Origin of the sequence: Prodigiosinella confusarubida, assembly GCF_002847015.1 — a bacterium.
Taxonomy (GTDB): domain Bacteria; phylum Pseudomonadota; class Gammaproteobacteria; order Enterobacterales; family Enterobacteriaceae; genus Prodigiosinella; species Prodigiosinella aquatilis.
This window is the reverse complement of the sequence record NZ_CP025085.1, coordinates 708,790-724,717: the sequence shown is the minus strand read 5'-3', so window position 1 is coordinate 724,717 and position 15,928 is coordinate 708,790. Positions and strand designations below refer to the sequence as shown.

General features: G+C 50.0%; 16 protein-coding genes. 5 read left to right on the top strand and 11 right to left on the bottom strand.

Annotated features, from left to right (window positions below; all coding sequences use genetic code 11):
- The first annotated feature begins 478 nt into the window (after positions 1-478).
- Positions 479-2,134 (top strand): methyl-accepting chemotaxis protein, encoded by a 1,656-nt coding sequence (locus tag CWC46_RS03330; RefSeq protein ID WP_021013611.1) that lies wholly within the window; start codon positions 479-481, stop codon positions 2,132-2,134.
- A gap of 133 nt (positions 2,135-2,267) precedes the next feature.
- Here the strand turns inward: CWC46_RS03330 and CWC46_RS03325 are convergent, their stop codons facing one another.
- The 6 genes from CWC46_RS03325 to CWC46_RS03300 form a co-directional block, all read right to left on the bottom strand.
- A complete protein-coding gene (locus tag CWC46_RS03325; RefSeq protein WP_021013612.1) occupies positions 2,268-3,452 on the bottom strand; it encodes an aminotransferase-like domain-containing protein in 1,185 nt (394 codons plus the stop codon).
- A gap of 93 nt (positions 3,453-3,545) precedes the next feature.
- Complete coding sequence (gene livF / locus CWC46_RS03320; protein WP_071790835.1) at positions 3,546-4,283, bottom strand: high-affinity branched-chain amino acid ABC transporter ATP-binding protein LivF; 738 nt, start codon at positions 4,281-4,283, stop codon at positions 3,546-3,548.
- On the bottom strand, positions 4,252-5,022 hold the full coding sequence (gene livG / locus CWC46_RS03315; RefSeq protein ID WP_021013614.1) for a high-affinity branched-chain amino acid ABC transporter ATP-binding protein LivG: 771 nt from the start codon (positions 5,020-5,022) through the stop codon (positions 4,252-4,254). The genes livF and livG overlap by 32 nt, the downstream gene beginning before the upstream one ends.
- Positions 5,019-6,293: a high-affinity branched-chain amino acid ABC transporter permease LivM gene (locus tag CWC46_RS03310; protein ID WP_021013615.1), complete on the bottom strand. Its 1,275-nt coding sequence runs from the start codon at positions 6,291-6,293 to the stop codon at positions 5,019-5,021. The genes livG and CWC46_RS03310 overlap by 4 nt, the downstream gene beginning before the upstream one ends.
- Positions 6,290-7,216 (bottom strand): high-affinity branched-chain amino acid ABC transporter permease LivH, encoded by a 927-nt coding sequence (gene livH, locus CWC46_RS03305; protein ID WP_021013616.1) that lies wholly within the window; start codon positions 7,214-7,216, stop codon positions 6,290-6,292. Before livH ends, CWC46_RS03310 begins: the two co-directional genes overlap by 4 nt.
- Positions 7,217-7,294: 78 nt before the next feature.
- Positions 7,295-8,407, bottom strand: coding sequence for a branched-chain amino acid ABC transporter substrate-binding protein (locus CWC46_RS03300; RefSeq protein WP_021013617.1), 1,113 nt, complete (start codon positions 8,405-8,407; stop codon positions 7,295-7,297).
- A gap of 404 nt (positions 8,408-8,811) precedes the next feature.
- Between CWC46_RS03300 and panM the strand changes: the two genes are divergently transcribed.
- Positions 8,812-9,216 carry an aspartate 1-decarboxylase autocleavage activator PanM gene (panM, locus tag CWC46_RS03295; RefSeq protein WP_021013618.1) on the top strand — a complete coding sequence of 135 codons (405 nt, stop codon included), beginning with the start codon at positions 8,812-8,814 and terminating at the stop codon, positions 9,214-9,216.
- Positions 9,217-9,290: 74 nt separating this feature from the next.
- Here the strand turns inward: panM and rpoH are convergent, their stop codons facing one another.
- The 4 genes from rpoH to ftsY form a co-directional block, all read right to left on the bottom strand.
- Complete coding sequence (gene rpoH / locus CWC46_RS03290) at positions 9,291-10,148, bottom strand: RNA polymerase sigma factor RpoH (protein WP_021013619.1); 858 nt, start codon at positions 10,146-10,148, stop codon at positions 9,291-9,293.
- A gap of 305 nt (positions 10,149-10,453) precedes the next feature.
- Positions 10,454-11,422 carry a permease-like cell division protein FtsX gene (gene ftsX / locus CWC46_RS03285; protein ID WP_021013620.1) on the bottom strand — a complete coding sequence of 323 codons (969 nt, stop codon included), beginning with the start codon at positions 11,420-11,422 and terminating at the stop codon, positions 10,454-10,456.
- Positions 11,403-12,083: a cell division ATP-binding protein FtsE gene (gene ftsE, locus CWC46_RS03280; protein WP_021013621.1), complete on the bottom strand. Its 681-nt coding sequence runs from the start codon at positions 12,081-12,083 to the stop codon at positions 11,403-11,405. The genes ftsX and ftsE overlap by 20 nt, the downstream gene beginning before the upstream one ends.
- A 26-nt stretch (positions 12,084-12,109) precedes the next feature.
- A complete protein-coding gene (ftsY, locus tag CWC46_RS03275) occupies positions 12,110-13,420 on the bottom strand; it encodes a signal recognition particle-docking protein FtsY (RefSeq protein ID WP_021013622.1) in 1,311 nt (436 codons plus the stop codon).
- Between the two features lie 306 nt (positions 13,421-13,726).
- On the opposite strand from ftsY, the gene rsmD reads away from it, so the two are divergent.
- Positions 13,727-14,302, top strand: a complete 576-nt coding sequence (gene rsmD, locus CWC46_RS03270; RefSeq protein WP_021013623.1) for a 16S rRNA (guanine(966)-N(2))-methyltransferase — start codon at positions 13,727-13,729, stop codon at positions 14,300-14,302.
- Positions 14,303-14,333: 31 nt separating this feature from the next.
- On the top strand, positions 14,334-14,624 hold the full coding sequence (locus CWC46_RS03265) for a DUF1145 family protein (RefSeq protein ID WP_021013624.1): 291 nt from the start codon (positions 14,334-14,336) through the stop codon (positions 14,622-14,624).
- 74 nt (positions 14,625-14,698) lie between these two features.
- Here the strand turns inward: CWC46_RS03265 and CWC46_RS03260 are convergent, their stop codons facing one another.
- Positions 14,699-15,025: a DUF1820 family protein gene (locus tag CWC46_RS03260; RefSeq protein WP_021013625.1), complete on the bottom strand. Its 327-nt coding sequence runs from the start codon at positions 15,023-15,025 to the stop codon at positions 14,699-14,701.
- Positions 15,026-15,284: 259 nt separating this feature from the next.
- Between CWC46_RS03260 and CWC46_RS03255 the strand changes: the two genes are divergently transcribed.
- Positions 15,285-15,914 (top strand): lysoplasmalogenase, encoded by a 630-nt coding sequence (locus CWC46_RS03255; protein WP_021013626.1) that lies wholly within the window; start codon positions 15,285-15,287, stop codon positions 15,912-15,914.
- Positions 15,915-15,928: the final 14 nt, after the last annotated feature.

Below are 15,928 nucleotides of genomic sequence, written 5' to 3'. Positions count from 1 at the left end.
TTATTACCAAAGGAAATAGATGACTTGGTTTTTATTGTTATTATCAGTCAATTATGTATTTCCATTACACCCATCATTTTGCAAGTTGCAAGGGCGTTATCTGCCTTTCGTTACTCGGTTGACGCCTTCTTATATCTTGAAATTCATTGGGTATATAAACATTATACCCAAAATAATTCGAGTTGCAGGAAGGCGGCAAGAGAGTGAATCCCGATGAGCTTACTCAGATAAGTGATTCGGGTGAACGAACGCAGCCAACACACCTGAAACTTGAAGTATGACGGGTATAGCTGAACATATAATATGAATCATTATTTATTATCCAATAATAAAATACCAAAACAAAAGGCACTAACAAAAATTAATACACGATTTGTGAAAGAGAGGCCGAATTAAGCAAAATTATACACTGAAGTACCGTTTTCTTCTAAACGGAGCGATAAAAAACTCATGGAAATTAAGAAAAGTAAGGATATCTATGGACGTTTTAAAAAAGATGAAACTTGGCGCCATGCTGATTACCGGCTTCGCACTGGTGATTATCATTGGCCTGCTGGTCGCTATTTTTGGTCGCTCACAATTGGTTGCCCTGAGTAACGATATTCAATATCTCGCTGAAGAGCGTCTGACCGACCTGATACTGATACAGGAAACAAAAGCTGGCTTCGATATCAATGCCCGGCTGATACGCAATATCGGACTCAGCACCGATCCACAACGAATACAACAAGAAAAGCAGTTAATCGATAAACAAATCGCGCGTAACACAGCACTTCTCAAACAGCTGAATGAACGACTGGATACCCCGGAAACCCGTGCTTCGCTGGACCAGATGACCAAGGCACGTCCGGCGTACCTGAAAGCTTTCCTGCAAGCACTTGAACTCAGTATGTCCCAACAACCCGAGTTACGGGAACAGGCACGAGCAATCATGCTGAACGAAATGCAGACCGCCCAGGATGGTGTGTTCAAGGCATTGGATGGCATGGTTGACGCACAAAAAAACATGACCCTGTCCATGGCAACTAATGCCATGCACGAAGCAAAATCCGACGGTAACTTCATGCTGATACTGGCCATTATTTCCTCCGTACTTGGCATATTGGTCACTGGACTAATTAATCACATCATTAAAAGGCAACTGGGTGGTGAACCGATCTATGCCGCACAGATAGCTCGACAGGTTGCGCAAGGTGACTTATCCGTTACGATTTCTCTCCGCCCTGGGGACACGACCAGTGTGCTGGCGGCAATGAATGAAATGCAAAAAGGTTTGAGTAACGTTGTCGATCAGGTTCGCCAGAGCAGCGAATCTATCGCTACGGGGTCCAACCAGATTGCCGCTGGCAGCACCGATCTCAGCCAACGGACGGAAGAACAAGCCGCTAGCTTGCAACAAACCGCGGCTTCAATGGAAGAGATGAGTCAGACTATCCGCCAAAATGCAGATACCGTTCGCTCGGCCACCACGCTGGCTAATTCAGCCAGCGAAACGGCGGCCAAGAGTGGAGAAGCCGTCGGTAATATTATTCGCACAATGGAGGATATATCCGGCAGCTCCCGCAAGATAGGCGACATTATCGGCGTCATTGATGGCATTGCCTTCCAGACCAACATTCTGGCGCTCAATGCGGCGGTAGAAGCTGCCCGGGCTGGCGAGCAGGGGCGTGGCTTCGCCGTCGTGGCGGGTGAAGTGCGTTCACTGGCACAACGCTCGGCTTCCGCAGCTAAAGAAATTAAAGAGCTCATCAGCGAGAGCGTGCGAAAAGTGGAAACTGGCTCAAATCTGGTCGGGAAAGCGGGAACCACTATTGATGAACTGGTGCGCCAGGCACGTCATGTGGCCGATCTGATTAACGAGATTGGCACCACTACCCATGAACAGGAAGCCGGTATTTCACAGATTAATGACGCCATTAACCAGCTCGATCAGGTTACGCAGCAAAATGCCTCGCTGGTGGAAGAATCAACCAGTGCGGCAGACAGCCTGAACGACCAGGCATCACAGCTGGTAGAGCTGATGAAAGTATTTATTATTACCGGGGCCCAACACCACACGCCTCGGGAAAAAGTGCACCCCAAACCCAGACTGGCATTGGCCAACGGCGCCAACAAAGACTGGGAAAGTTTTTAATCACCCTGTGGTGTGAAAAATCTGATATCTGACGGAGCATTCCCGTCAAGGCGGGAATCTATCTGATAGTCAAGGCGTTAACATTAAGAGAGATCCCCGCTTTCTTTCACGAAGATAGCCGGAGTAGTCAAGCTTACAGCGTCCGTCGCAGGCGAGTAACGGCTTCGTGCATCTGTTCTTCCGTCGCGGTAGCAAAGGATAAACGCAGCGTTGAATAATCAGGTTTTTCTGCGAAGAAAAACTCACCAGGCACAAAGACCACGCCTTGTTCCAGCGTTTTTTGCAGCCAGTCGGTGGTATTAAATTCCTGACGAAACCTGGCCCACAGGAACATGCCGCCTTTCGGCTGGTTAAAGGTAATCACCCCACCCAGCTCCTTCTCCATCAGCGATGACAGTAGTTCACCCTTCACTTTATATGCCTGACGGATTTTTTCGATCTGTGCCGGCAGGCGGTTCAAGCCCAGATAGTATTCGGCAATAGTCTGAGACAACGAGCTGGCATGCAGATCCGCTGCCTGTTTGATAATCGCCACTTTATGCAGCAACCATTCCGGCAGAATGGCCCATCCAAGGCGCAGGCCGGGTGCCAGTATTTTGGAAAATGACGAGGTATAAATCACCCGATCAGCATATCCGGCCTCTTTCGCCAGTTGATATAGCGTGGCATGACGTTCATCGGTAAAACGCAACTCGCCATACGGGTCGTCTTCCACGATGATGAAATCATAGCGTGCGGCCAGTTCTACCAACTGCTTACGGCGTGCCGCGCTCAACGTCGCGCCGCTGGGGTTGCCAAAGTTCGGCACCAGATAAACGCCTTTGATACGTTGAGTTTCCAGCAGTGTCGCCAGTTCATCCACCACCATGCCATTCTCATCCGATGATACCGACATGATTCGCGCTTCTGCCAGTTCCAGTGTCTGCAACGCCGCCAAATAGGTGGGGCGCTCAACCACAAAGATATCCTGTGGATTTACCGTCGCACGCATCACCAGATCCAACGCTTGCTGGGAACCCGCTGTAACCACAATTTCGTCGGCGTGGGTTTTGAGCCCACGTAGTGCGCACAACGCCACAATCCGTTCGCGCAGCAAAGGGCTCCCTTCCGTTAAACCATACTGGAATGCCGACTTGGGCTGTTCGGTGATAGCTAATTGCGTGGCCTGATTCAGTCCCTCAAAATCAAACAATGCATCAGAAGGTATCCCTCCAGCCAACGAAATGACCCGGTCCATTTTGCTGTGCTTCAGCAACTCACGAATCGCGGAGCTTTTCAGGCGAGCCATGCGCTGCGCCAATAACGCTTCAATTGACATCTTGACTCTCACTTATGTATGGAAAGAAGATGATCACACCATGGGTCGGTTTTATCGGCCTGCAACAGCGTTGACCATTTCTCTCGAAAATTGCTAACCACCCAGATAGGCAGAACGTACAGCCTCATTAGCAAGCAACGCAGCCCCGGTATCTTCCAGCACAACACGACCGTTCTCCAACACATAGCCACGATCCGCCAGACGCAAGGCCTGATTGGCATTCTGTTCCACCAGAAATATGGTCATACCTTCTTCACGCAATTGCTGGATAGTATCGAAAATCTGCAAGATGATAATCGGTGCCAGCCCCAGTGAAGGCTCATCCAGCAACAGCAAACGCGGTTGACTCATCAGCGCACGACCAATAGCCAGCATCTGCTGTTCCCCGCCAGACATAGTGCCCGAACGCTGGGCACGACGTTCATACAATCGCGGGAACAGCTCATAAACTCGTTCAATTCGTTGTTGATACTGTTCGCGGTCGGCAAAAAAACCGCCCATCGCCAGATTCTCTTCTACCGTCATGCGGGAGAACACTCGGCGACCTTCTGGCACGATAGCAATGGCTTCACGCATGATATGCGCTGTTTGCCAGTCAGTAATATCCTTACCGTCGAAAATTACCCTTCCTTCCGTCGCCCGCGGTTCACCACACAACGTCCCCAGCAATGTAGTTTTACCCGCACCATTGGCACCGATAAGCGTGACGATTTCACCCTGGTTAATATGCAGGCTCACCTGATGCAGTGCCTGAATTTTGCCGTAGTGCGCCGAAACCTGATTCAATGACAACATAACCTTATCCTTCACCCAGATATGCTCGAATAACATCCGGGTTATTACGAATCTCTGCCGGCGTGCCCTGTGCCAGCGGCGTTCCCTGATTGACCACATAAATCCGATCGGAAATCCCCATCACCAGCTTCATATCATGCTCAATCAGCAGTACCGAAACCTGATGGTTATTGCGAAGATCGACAATCAAATCATTCAGTTCTTCCGTCTCTCTCGGGTTCAGACCTGCTGCGGGCTCATCCAGCATCAATAGTTCAGGACGTGTCACCATGCAACGGGCAATCTCCAGCCGCCGCTGCTGACCGTAAGCCAGATTCCCCGCCTGACGGTTCGCCACATCCAACAAACCGACCCGTTCCAGCCACACCTCGGCACGGTTTTGTGCATCCGTTTCTGCGCGACGAAATGCAGGTGTTTTCAACAAACCGGCAAACACACCACTTTTCAGGTGCTGATGCTGTGCTACCAACAGGTTCTCAATTACGGTCATTTCACGAAACAGACGCACATGCTGGAAAGTACGCACCACGCCCATGCGGGCAATCTGCTGGCCGGGTATTCCTTCCAGATGCTGATCACGCAAGATGATGGTGCCACCAGAAGGGCGATAAAAACCGGTCAGACAGTTAAATACCGTGGTTTTACCGGCACCGTTTGGACCAATCAGTGAAACGATCTCCCCGTTATACAGATCCAGTTCCACATTGTTCACCGCCAGCAGGCCGCCGAAGCGCATCATCAAGCCTTTAACCGACAATAATGGCTGCGTACTCATGCCTGACCTTCCTTCTTCTGCACCTTTAGCTTCATCTGCGGACGCTTCATCGGTAACAACCCCTGCGGACGCCAAATCATCATTAACACCATCAGCGCCCCCAGCAGCAACATGCTGTACTCATTGAGATCACGCATCAGTTCACGGGAAACCACCAGCAGAACAGCAGCCAGAATGACAGCAAACTGCGATCCCATACCACCCAGTACCACGATAGCCAACACAAAGGCGGATTCCGCAAACGTAAAGGATTCCGGGCTGACGAATCCCTGACGAGCAGCGAACAGCGTACCGGCAAAGCCAGCAAATGCGGCACTGATGGTAAAGGCGGTCAGTTTGATTTTGGTTGGGCTGAGACCCAGAGAACGGCAGGCGATCTCGTCTTCGCGCAGGGCTTCCCAGGCACGACCCAACGGCATACGCAGCAGACGATTGATCACGAACAACGTCAGTATTACCAGCAGCAGCGCCACCAGATACAGGAAAACGATGCGATCATCGGGATTATAAGTCAGGCCGAAGAAGTGATGGAATGTATCCCAGCCACCACCACGCGGGGTGCGGCTGAATTCCAGCCCGAAGAGCGTCGGTTTGGGAATCTGACTGATACCGTTCGGCCCACCAGTGAACCCGGTATTGTTCAATAACAGGATGCGAACAATCTCACCAAAACCGAGCGTGACAATCGCCAGATAATCACCACGCAGTCGCAATACCGGGAAACCCAGCAGAAAACCAGACAATGCGGCGGTAATCCCTGCCAGCGGCAGACTCTGCCAGAATCCCAACCCGTAATAATGACTCAACAGCGCGTAGGTATAGGCACCGATGGCATAAAATCCGCCATATCCCAACACCAACAAGCCGGAAAGCCCCACGACCACGTTCAGACCCAGTCCCAGCATGACATAAATCAGTGTCAGGGTGGCGATATCTACCGTACCGCGTGATACCAGAAACGGCCAGGCAATCGCGGCGACAATCAGTACCAGCGCCAGCCATTTCTGCCGTGGCGTACTACCATCAAAGCTCGGTAACACCCATGCCGGGCCGGAGAATTTCTTCATCCCTTGCGACAATGCTGGACGCAATAGCTGAAAAACAAAGACGATCGCGCAACCAGCCCCAATCCAGTACCAACGTACCGCTTTGGCACCATGTACCACCAGTTTCGTGCCGTCGAGACTCAGTTGCATTCCCATCAGGAACGTGGCCATCACCAGCAGTACCAATGCCGATATGATGGCATTAATCACATTGCGCTGCTTCATACCTTCTCAACCTCCGGACGCCCCAAAATACCGGTGGGCATCACTAACAGCACGACAATCAATAACGCAAATGACACAACATCCTTGTATTCCGTACTCAGATAGGCGGAAGTCAGCGCCTCCGCAATACCCAGGATTAACCCGCCGATCATCGCCCCAGGGATACTACCGATCCCGCCTAACACGGCAGCAGTAAAGGCTTTCATCCCGGCCATAAAACCGATATACGGATTAATCACGCCATAAAATTGACCCAGCAATACACCGGCGACCGCCGCCATAGCAGCACCGATAACGAAGGTCAGAGAGATGACACGATCCGCGCTGATGCCCAGCAGACTAGCCATTTTCAGATCTTCTGCACAAGCGCGGCAGGCACGGCCCATGCGGGAATAACGGATAAATAGCGTCAGCGCCAGCATCGCCAGAAAAGTCACCACCCAGATGATCAACTGCATGGTGCTGATGGTCGCGGCAAAACCGTTGCTTTCACCCAGCGTCCATTGCCCTTTCACCAGATTGGGTAACGCCACATCACGCGAGCCCTGGGTCAAACTGACATAGTTTTGTAGAAATATAGACATCCCGATGGCAGAGATAAGGGCAATCAAACGCTTGGAGTTACGCACCGGTTTATAGGCGACGCGTTCAATGCTCCAGCCATAGGCGCTTGAAATAACCACCGACGCAATGAAGGCCACGCCGATCAACAACCAGCCAGTATCAATGCCCATCATCATCAATGCGGCAATCACGATAAAGGAGACATAGCTACCGATCATATAAACTTCACCGTGGGCGAAGTTAATCATACCGATAATGCCGTAAACCATGGTGTAACCAATGGCAATCAGCGCGTAGGTACTGCCCAACGTCAGGCCGTTGAACATTTGCTGAAGGAAATAGAGGAACTGCTCGGACATACCTTAACCTTAGATATTGCCCCCACGTCTTTTAGCAGCAGGGGCATCGGCATTCAGGAGTAATACAGATTTGGCCAATTACTTCACGATGGAAGAAGTACCGTCTGCGTGCCACTTAAATACACCAAATTCAAACCCTTTCAGGTCACCTTTTGCATCCCAGCTTAATGTACCCATTACGGTATCAACCGGTTTCGCTTTCAGGTCGGCAACCAGTTTTTCCGGTTCCATGCTACCGCTGCGCTTCATAGCGGTAGTGAGTGATTGAATAGCGGCATAGGTCGTCCAGACAAACGGGCCGGTCGGATCCAGTTTTTTGGCTTTCAGCTCGTCGACAATCGGCTGGTTGGCAGGAACCTGATCATAGCGTTTCGGCAAGGTTACCAGCATACCTTCAGAGGCCGCACCCGCAATGTTGGACAAAGAAGAGTTACCAACACCTTCAGGACCCATAAATTGAGCGGTTAACCCTGCTTGACGGGACTGACGCAGAATCTGCCCCATCTCCGGGTAGTAACCACCAAAATAAACGAAATCAACATCGTCTTTCTTCAGGCGCGCCACTAATGAGGAAAAATCTTTATCCCCCGCCGTTATCCCTTCAAACAACACTACATTGGCGTTGGCTTTTTTCAGATTTTCCTGCACCGAACGGGCCAAACCTTCGCCATATTGTTGTTTGTCATGAATCACCGCGATTCTCTTCGGCTTCACAGTTTCCATGATATATTTCGCCGCCGTCGGCCCCTGATCGGAATCCAGACCGGTGGTACGCATGATCATTTTATAACCACGGGTGGTCAGATCCGCATTGGTGGCAGCGGGCGTGATCATGAGCACGCCCTCATCTTCATAAATATCAGAAGCTGGCTGTGTCGAAGAAGAGCATAAGTGACCGATAACATAGCGAATGCCATCGTTAATCACCTTGTTTGCTACCGCTACGGCCTGTTTCGGGTCACAGGCATCGTCATATTCGACGCCAACCAGTTTGTTGCCATTGACACCGCCTTTGGCGTTGATGTCAGCAATCGCCTGTCGAGCGCCAATAAACTCCATATCACCGTATTGTGCTACCGGGCCAGACATGGCGCCGACTACCGCAATCTTGATATCGGCGGCATTAACCGCGTGACTCATGGCAAACGCCATACACCCCATCAGCAATACTTTACCTGTATTTAATTTCATCCGTTTTTACCCCGTCGGTCATTTTTGGATATTGCTATAATCATTAACGATAATCGTGATTATCTACGCTTTCTTTATAAGTAATAACGAGTTAGGCTAAGTATTAGCAATAGTTTATAATAAGGCTTTATTTTTCATACCATTAAACAGGAATTTTATGCTGTAAAGCAACTCATGCTAACAGAAATAAGCGATACGAACAGGATAAAATACCAGCCTTAAAATCCAACTTTTATTTTATACATGGTTAGTTATGCTGGTTTATGCATCATATATCGATCCATTACTCGAAAAATAAGCAACAAAAAAAACATTTCCCCTGTTAACCGTACAGAAAAAGTTACACAACTTTTTTGATACAGGCTCACTACAATATTTTCATGAATTAACTGGAGCATCATCAAATGAAATTAACGGTTGAATGCCTGACTACACTTAGCGAACAGGACAGGCTTGATCTCGCCAAAATCTGGCCACATCAGAATTTTGAACTACTGGAAAAAGAGTTGAGTGAGGACCGTAAATTGTTTGTCTCCCGTTTTAATGGCCATTTGCTGGCAGGCGTATTCGTTGAGATAGAAGGGAAATATGCCGAACTGACTGATTTGAAAGTACGGGATTCAACTCGACGTCATGGCGTAGGGAAATATATGATCGAAGAAGTACTACGCGCACTGCCTCAGATAAAGGAGTGGTGGCTAGATGCGGCCGACCACGCGATGGTCAGCGAAGAAGTCATGGACAAGTTCATGCAGTCCTGCGGTTTCTATCCGGTATCAGGCGGGTGGGAATATACGGTTCAGAAATAGGTGTGGTGATGGTGATAAGAACATAAAACGACCGGACACTTCCGGTCGTTTTGACTTGCCCTTCCGCGCTGTAACTACGCTTCTATCGCAGTGCGCAGCTTTTTCATGGCATTCTTTTCCAATTGACGAACACGCTCAGCAGAAACACCATAATGATCGGCTAACTCCTGCAACGTGGACTTGTTGTCATCGTCCAGCCAGCGGGCGCGGATGATATGCTGACTACGTTCATCCAACCCTTCCAGGGCAAAGCTCAATTTATCGGCCGCATGACTTTCCCAGTTATCTTCCTCGATGCCGTCAGCAAAGTCAGAGGATTTATCCTGTAGATAAAGCATCGGCGCCATTGCATGGCCCGGTTGTGCATCATCATCCGGCGTCGGATCAAAAGTCATATCCTGCGCTGACATGCGGGATTCCATTTCAAGGACATCTTTGCTGGACACGCCCAGCTCACGCGCTACCAGTTCAACTTCATCCGCACTGAACCAGCCGAGGCGCTGTTTAGTCTTACGCAGATTAAAGAACAGCTTACGCTGTGCTTTAGTGGTCGCAACTTTGACGATACGCCAGTTACGCAACACATATTCGTGGATTTCCGCCTTGATCCAATGTACGGCAAAGGAAACCAGACGAACGCCCACATCAGGATTAAAACGACGCACCGCCTTCATCAGACCGATGTTGCCTTCCTGGATCAAGTCCGCTTGCGGCAAGCCATAACCAGAATAATTACGGGCGACATGAATAACAAAGCGCAGGTGTGGCAGGATAAGCTGCTTGGCAGCCTCCAGATCTCCCTGGTAATGCAGCCGTTCAGCCAGCGCCCGCTCTTCCTCTGCCGTCAGCATCGGATAGGCATTGGCGGCACGAATGTACCCTTCCAGACTGCCCTGGGGAACTAAAGTGAAAGTTTGCATATCTTTGGTCATTCAATCCCTCTCATAAAATCGTTCATGCAGTAATGAATCATTAAGCATCATACCCATCGCTACTCTGTAGTACTTTTGTGCTGCAAATGGCACCGACGACAAAATCCGGCTCATGTATGATTAAGAGTGGTGATTTACACTATAAGTTCCTACATTTTTATCCATCTTGTTTTACATATCAAGATGGAAAATCCGCAATGTGTAAACACAAAACAAGCGAAATAATGCGCTGAAAAGCACCGTAGCAACACGCTACTTCTGCTGTACGCCTGTGTACCACTAAAGCAGAGTATATCAAAAAAAGCTTATTCCGGTGTAAAACGGCGTAAATGTTGTACTGTAGCCAACCAGGCAGCCAACCAGCCGATGATGGCGGCGATCAGAATCAGCAACACGGCTTCATCCCAGCCTAACCCTTGCACCGTGAACGTTGTACCGAATACCGATGCGACCTGTTTAACGCCAACGGCCAGTTTCCAGACCAATGCCTGCGACAAGATCAATGAGAACACCGCACCACAAAACCCCAGTAGCGCCCCACCGTTCAAGAACGGTCGCAAAATGAAACCATCGGTGGCGCCAATCAGCTTCATGACGTTAATCGTATCACGACGGCTGAAGATGCTCAGACGTACGCTGTTGCCAATTACCAGGAATACCGCTACCACCATCAGAATGCCAATGGTGGCGGCAATCTGACCGACCAACCCGGTTAACGCCATCAGCCGCGAGAACCAACTGTCATCCATTCGGACTTCATCCACACCTTGCGTTGCCGCAATGCGGTCCCGCAGTGAGGTAAGCGTGTCGGTACTCTGAAAAGTGAGTTTGGGGGTCACTATCGCTACGGCAGGTAGCGGATTCTCTTCCAGCATATCCAGCGCACCACCAAACCCGGACCAGTTACGAAATTCACCCATCGCTTCGGCGCGGGACAGATAATTAACCTTATCGACACCGTCTTCCGTCTTGATTTTATTGATAACCGCCTCGGCGGCGTTATCATCCAGCGATTTATCCAAATAGACTGTCAGTTGAGGTGTCGGATACCACTGAGCCGCCGCCTGACTGACATTTTTCCAGACCAAATAACAGATACTGGGCAATGTCAGGGAAATAGCGATAACCATGATGGTCAACAGTGTTGCCAGCGGCTGACGCAGCATATCTTTCAGAGCACTCATCCAGGCATAACGCCACTGCTCCCGCCAACCACCGCGCAGTGACTTGGTTTTCATACTGGGTTTGTTCGTTTTACGGGCGCGATTCACCATCGTAATGTCCTCCCAGCATGCGTCCCTGAGACAGGGTCAGTACCCGATAATTCCGGCATGAAATCAGTCCTGTATCGTGGGTTGCCATCAGCACAGTCACCCCGACCCGGTTAAACTCTTCAAACAACCGCAGAATACCCTCCGACAGTACATCGTCCAGATTGCCCGTTGGCTCATCCGCCAGAAGTACCACGGGTTTGTTCACCACCGCACGGGCGATGCCCACCCGTTGCTGTTCACCACCAGAAAGCTGAATCGGATAATTGCGCGCTTTATCCAGCAGGCCAACTTTATCCAATGCCGCTGACACACGACGGCGAATGTCTTCACTGCTGGCACCGGAAATGATCAACGGCATCGCCACATTCTCATAAACAGTACGATCCATCAGCAAATGATGATCCTGAAAAATCATCCCCACCTGTCGACGCAAGAAGGGTATTTCACGCTTTTTAAGACGGCTGATGTCATGCCCACCGAACAGGATATGGCCTGCGCTGGGGCGCTCAATACCGCAAATCAGTTTCAGCAGGGTACTTTTCCCTGCACCGGAATGGCCGGTCAGAAATACCATCTCAGCGGGGCGAATATGAAAATCTACGCCCTGTAAAGCCTGACGTCCGCCGAGATAAGCTTTACTGACCTGTTCAAAGCGAATCATCCGTTCTCATCCTCGCGAGCAAATTTTTAGTCTTCACGGGCAAACAGGGCCTCAATAAAATCATCAGCCTTAAACGGTCTCAAATCTTCAATACTTTCCCCAACGCCGATATACCGGATCGGGATACCAAACTGGTCGGCAATAGCAAATATCACACCGCCTTTGGCAGTACCATCCAGCTTGGTGAGTGCAATACCACTCAGGCCGACGGCTTCGTTGAACAGTCTGGCTTGACTGACCGCATTCTGTCCAGTGCTGGCATCCAGCGTCAGCATGACTTCGTGCGGAGCCTCTGCATCCAGTTTTTTCATCACCCGCACGATTTTTTTCAACTCGTCCATCAAGTGGGCTTTATTTTGTAAACGCCCGGCGGTATCGGCAATCAACACATCAACTCCACGCGCTTTCGCTGCCTCAATAGCATCGAAAATCACCGAGGCGGAATCAGCACCGGTATGCTGCGCGATCACCGTTACATTATTACGTTGACCCCACACCTGAAGCTGCTCTACCGCGGCAGCACGAAAAGTATCCCCCGCCGCCAACATCACCGATTTCCCTTGTGCCTGATACTGACGCGCCATTTTGCCAATAGTGGTGGTTTTGCCGACACCATTGACACCAACCATCAGGATGACAAAAGGTGTTTTACCTTCAATATTCAGCGGTTCATCCACTTTTGCCAGAATGCCGGCCATCTCTTCTTTGAGTTTGGTCATCAGCATATCGGTATCTTTAAGCTGCTTACGGCTGACATGGTCCATAAGACTGGTGATAATTTTACGGGTAGTTTCTACCCCAACATCAGCAATAATCAGTTGTTCTTCCAACGCTTCAAACAGATCATCATCAATTTTCCTGCCACGAAACAATCCGACAAATCCGGAACCCAGATTTTGTCGGGTTTTGACCAGACTGCGTTTCAGTCGGGCAAAAAATCCTTCTTTGGTCGGACGCTCCTGGGGTGCCGGATTGGCGTCCATCTCTTGTGGCAATTCCTTTTCCGACAAGGCGTTGGCTTCACGATCTTCTGCTACCACGGGTGGTTCATCAGGTTCCACTTCTGCGGACGATAACGAAATCGTCACGTTTTCCACCACAACGTCAGATTGTTGACTGACAACCTGTTTCTCATCTTCCTGCGAGACCACGGGTTCATCATCCGGCTCTGCCGTCAAGGGCTGCGGCGCAGAGGTGTCCGTTGATAACGGTGCATCCGGAACCAAATCAACCGTTTCACCTGTGTCAGGTTTCTCTTGCGGCTGCTTGGTGTTCTCTTCTTCCTGCCGCTTTAATCCCAGCCAGGAAAACAATCCGCGCTTCTTCTCTTTTGCCATATTGTAATCGCGCTCCTCGCCACCCAGTGCGGCGAATAAATAATCAATGAAGTCAACAAAACAACGAGTTTAACACTTTCCCGACCACAGCAACACGCAGCGAACGGTACCTCTGACCGACAATCTCCGTAACCAAGTATGTCAAACCCACTGAAGAGAAAAGCCGAAGGAGTCATCCTTTACACCAGATAACCATAACGATGTCATCTTATACATTCCCTCTACCGCTGACCGCCGTTAGAATAGCGCTATTCTATTTTACGGCAGAGCCACTCTCGGTACCGAAATTCGGTAAAACATCACGCTATGGCAAAACAAAATGCAAAATCGTCAACTGGCCAAATCCGGATTATCGGCGGTCAGTGGCGTGGCAGAAAACTTCCCGTACCGGACAGTCCCGGATTGCGCCCAACGACGGACCGGGTACGTGAGACATTATTCAACTGGTTGGCGCCGGTTATTCAACAAGCACGTTGTCTGGATTGCTTTGCCGGCAGTGGTGCACTCAGCCTGGAAGCACTGTCTCGTTATGCTGCCCATGCCACATTATTAGAAACAGAGCACACTATTGCCCGACAATTGGTGCAGAATCTGACATTACTCCGGGCAGAAAATGCCAACGTCATCAATACGGATACACGGCAATGGCTGGCGCAGCCGGGTGAGCCTTTTGATGTCGTTTTTCTGGATCCGCCGTTTCGCAAAGACTTGCTTAACAACACCCTCCATCTGTTGGAATCGCAAGGCTGGCTGGCTCCGGAAGCCTGGATTTACATAGAAACCGAAGCAGAAAATCATACGCTGTCCATCCCGAAGAACTGGCTATTACACCGGGAAAAGATAGCAGGTCAAGTGGCTTATCGGCTCTACATCCGCCAATAGCATGGCATGATTGCGATACAAAGAGGAAATGATGACGATTTGGATTAATTTTGGCCGGTTACTGATGCTCGGGGTATGGAGTTTTCTGATTTTTAATCTGATCTCTCCTTTCCCCCGGCCGCTGAATATTTTCATGACCGTCGCGATGGGGTTCATGATACTGATGCACGGCATCCAGTTCCTGTTGCTCAAGACCAGTCAACCTAAAGATGCGCCTCCCCTCGACCGGGCATTTCAGCTACGCGTCTTCCTGTTTGGTGTGTTCGAACTGCTGGCGTGGCAGAAAAAACAACCGCCCATCTCGCCCCGCAAACACAGATAGCCATAGCAACCAGGCCTGGAGAACAACGTTCATCCAGGCTCGATGTAACGAATCGAAATAGCCAAACAGAAGATTCAGGGATTTTTACCTGGCAAGTAAGGAAAATGGGAAACATTGTCGCCCAGCTCTGAAATCCGCGCACTCCCCTTGTCCCGCTCAGTCACCGCGTCGATACGGATCACCGCCTGTAACGGAATAAAGCTGCGACTGACGCCGGCAAATTCGGTTTTCAGTTTCTCAATTGAGGGATCAACCAGTAGCGTTGATTGGCTATCGAAAACAAAGTCGGCAATTTCAATAAAGCCGAACAGATTGCTCGGTACCAATTCTCGCACATAGAGCTGATAGTTCTTGCCGTTATTTATAAACTGAATACGGTAAAGTGCAGGTTCAGTGCTCATGCAACAACGCTCTCCTTCGACATATTGCCAACACTTGTCATGTCATACGCTACAAAAAAACTGGCCGTTAACATAACATGAAGCTTGCCGCCTCGCATTAGCCGTTACCGATGTTGTTGATCCCGCTAACAGTCCCTACACTGGGGAGAACATCACCTGATGACAAACGATGAAAACGGCTTGTCCAGGGCTGGCTACAAGCTGCTTACTGTCGTCAGTGTTTTTTCGACCGGTCAATTAACTGAATCAAGGACAATCTATGCTGTGGTCTTTTATTGCTGTTCTCTTCTCTGGCTGGTTGTACGTCGACGCCAGCTACCGTGGCCCCGTCTGGCAGCGCTGGCTGTTCAAGCCCGTGACACTGTTGTTACTGGTTGCTTTGGCCTGGCAAACACCCATTCTTGGCATCCCGGGATATCTGGTGATAGCAGGGCTGCTGGCAACGCTGATTGGTGATGCACTGCTGCTGCTTCCCACCCAACGACTACTATTTGCCATCAGTGCCTATTTTATAGCACACCTGCTCTATACGGTGAGTTTTCTCTCTTCGCAATTATCCCTGAGCTTCTTCTGGCCGCTGCCGCTCGTGCTGATAATACTTGCTGCACTGCTGATTGCCGTATTGTGGCAACAGTTGGGTACCCAACGCTGGCTGGTTTGCGCCTTTGTGGTGATGACCACCATCATGGTCTGGGTGGCAGGGGAACATTACTTCTCGCTGGGTACTGATTACAATTTCTCATTGCTGGTGGGTACAGGGCTGCTGTTCATTGGTCATGCTATCTGGCTGATCCAGCACTTTCGCATCAGCTTCCGAGCCCAGCGTGCCATTGTGGCGGCCTGCTATTTTGGTGGCCATTTTCTGATTGTCAGATCGCTCTATTTTTAAACGTTTTAAACGTT

Bases quoted from the DNA above. Each gene is read 5' to 3' on its own strand.
- CWC46_RS03330 (WP_021013611.1), top strand. From the start codon at position 479: ATGGACGTTTTAAAAAAGATGAAACTTGGCGCCATGCTGATTACCGGC.
- CWC46_RS03325 (WP_021013612.1), bottom strand. From the start codon at position 3,452: ATGTCAATTGAAGCGTTATTGGCGCAGCGCATGGCTCGCCTGAAAAGC.
- livF (WP_071790835.1), bottom strand. From the start codon at position 4,283: ATGTTATTCGAGCATATCTGGGTGAAGGATAAGGTTATGTTGTCATTG.
- livG (WP_021013614.1), bottom strand. From the start codon at position 5,022: ATGAGTACGCAGCCATTATTGTCGGTTAAAGGCTTGATGATGCGCTTC.
- CWC46_RS03310 (WP_021013615.1), bottom strand. From the start codon at position 6,293: ATGAAGCAGCGCAATGTGATTAATGCCATCATATCGGCATTGGTACTG.
- livH (WP_021013616.1), bottom strand. From the start codon at position 7,216: ATGTCCGAGCAGTTCCTCTATTTCCTTCAGCAAATGTTCAACGGCCTG.
- CWC46_RS03300 (WP_021013617.1), bottom strand. From the start codon at position 8,407: ATGAAATTAAATACAGGTAAAGTATTGCTGATGGGGTGTATGGCGTTT.
- panM (WP_021013618.1), top strand. From the start codon at position 8,812: ATGAAATTAACGGTTGAATGCCTGACTACACTTAGCGAACAGGACAGG.
- rpoH (WP_021013619.1), bottom strand. From the start codon at position 10,148: ATGACCAAAGATATGCAAACTTTCACTTTAGTTCCCCAGGGCAGTCTG.
- ftsX (WP_021013620.1), bottom strand. From the start codon at position 11,422: ATGGTGAATCGCGCCCGTAAAACGAACAAACCCAGTATGAAAACCAAG.
- ftsE (WP_021013621.1), bottom strand. From the start codon at position 12,083: ATGATTCGCTTTGAACAGGTCAGTAAAGCTTATCTCGGCGGACGTCAG.
- ftsY (WP_021013622.1), bottom strand. From the start codon at position 13,420: ATGGCAAAAGAGAAGAAGCGCGGATTGTTTTCCTGGCTGGGATTAAAG.
- rsmD (WP_021013623.1), top strand. From the start codon at position 13,727: ATGGCAAAACAAAATGCAAAATCGTCAACTGGCCAAATCCGGATTATC.
- CWC46_RS03265 (WP_021013624.1), top strand. From the start codon at position 14,334: ATGACGATTTGGATTAATTTTGGCCGGTTACTGATGCTCGGGGTATGG.
- CWC46_RS03260 (WP_021013625.1), bottom strand. From the start codon at position 15,025: ATGAGCACTGAACCTGCACTTTACCGTATTCAGTTTATAAATAACGGC.
- CWC46_RS03255 (WP_021013626.1), top strand. From the start codon at position 15,285: ATGCTGTGGTCTTTTATTGCTGTTCTCTTCTCTGGCTGGTTGTACGTC.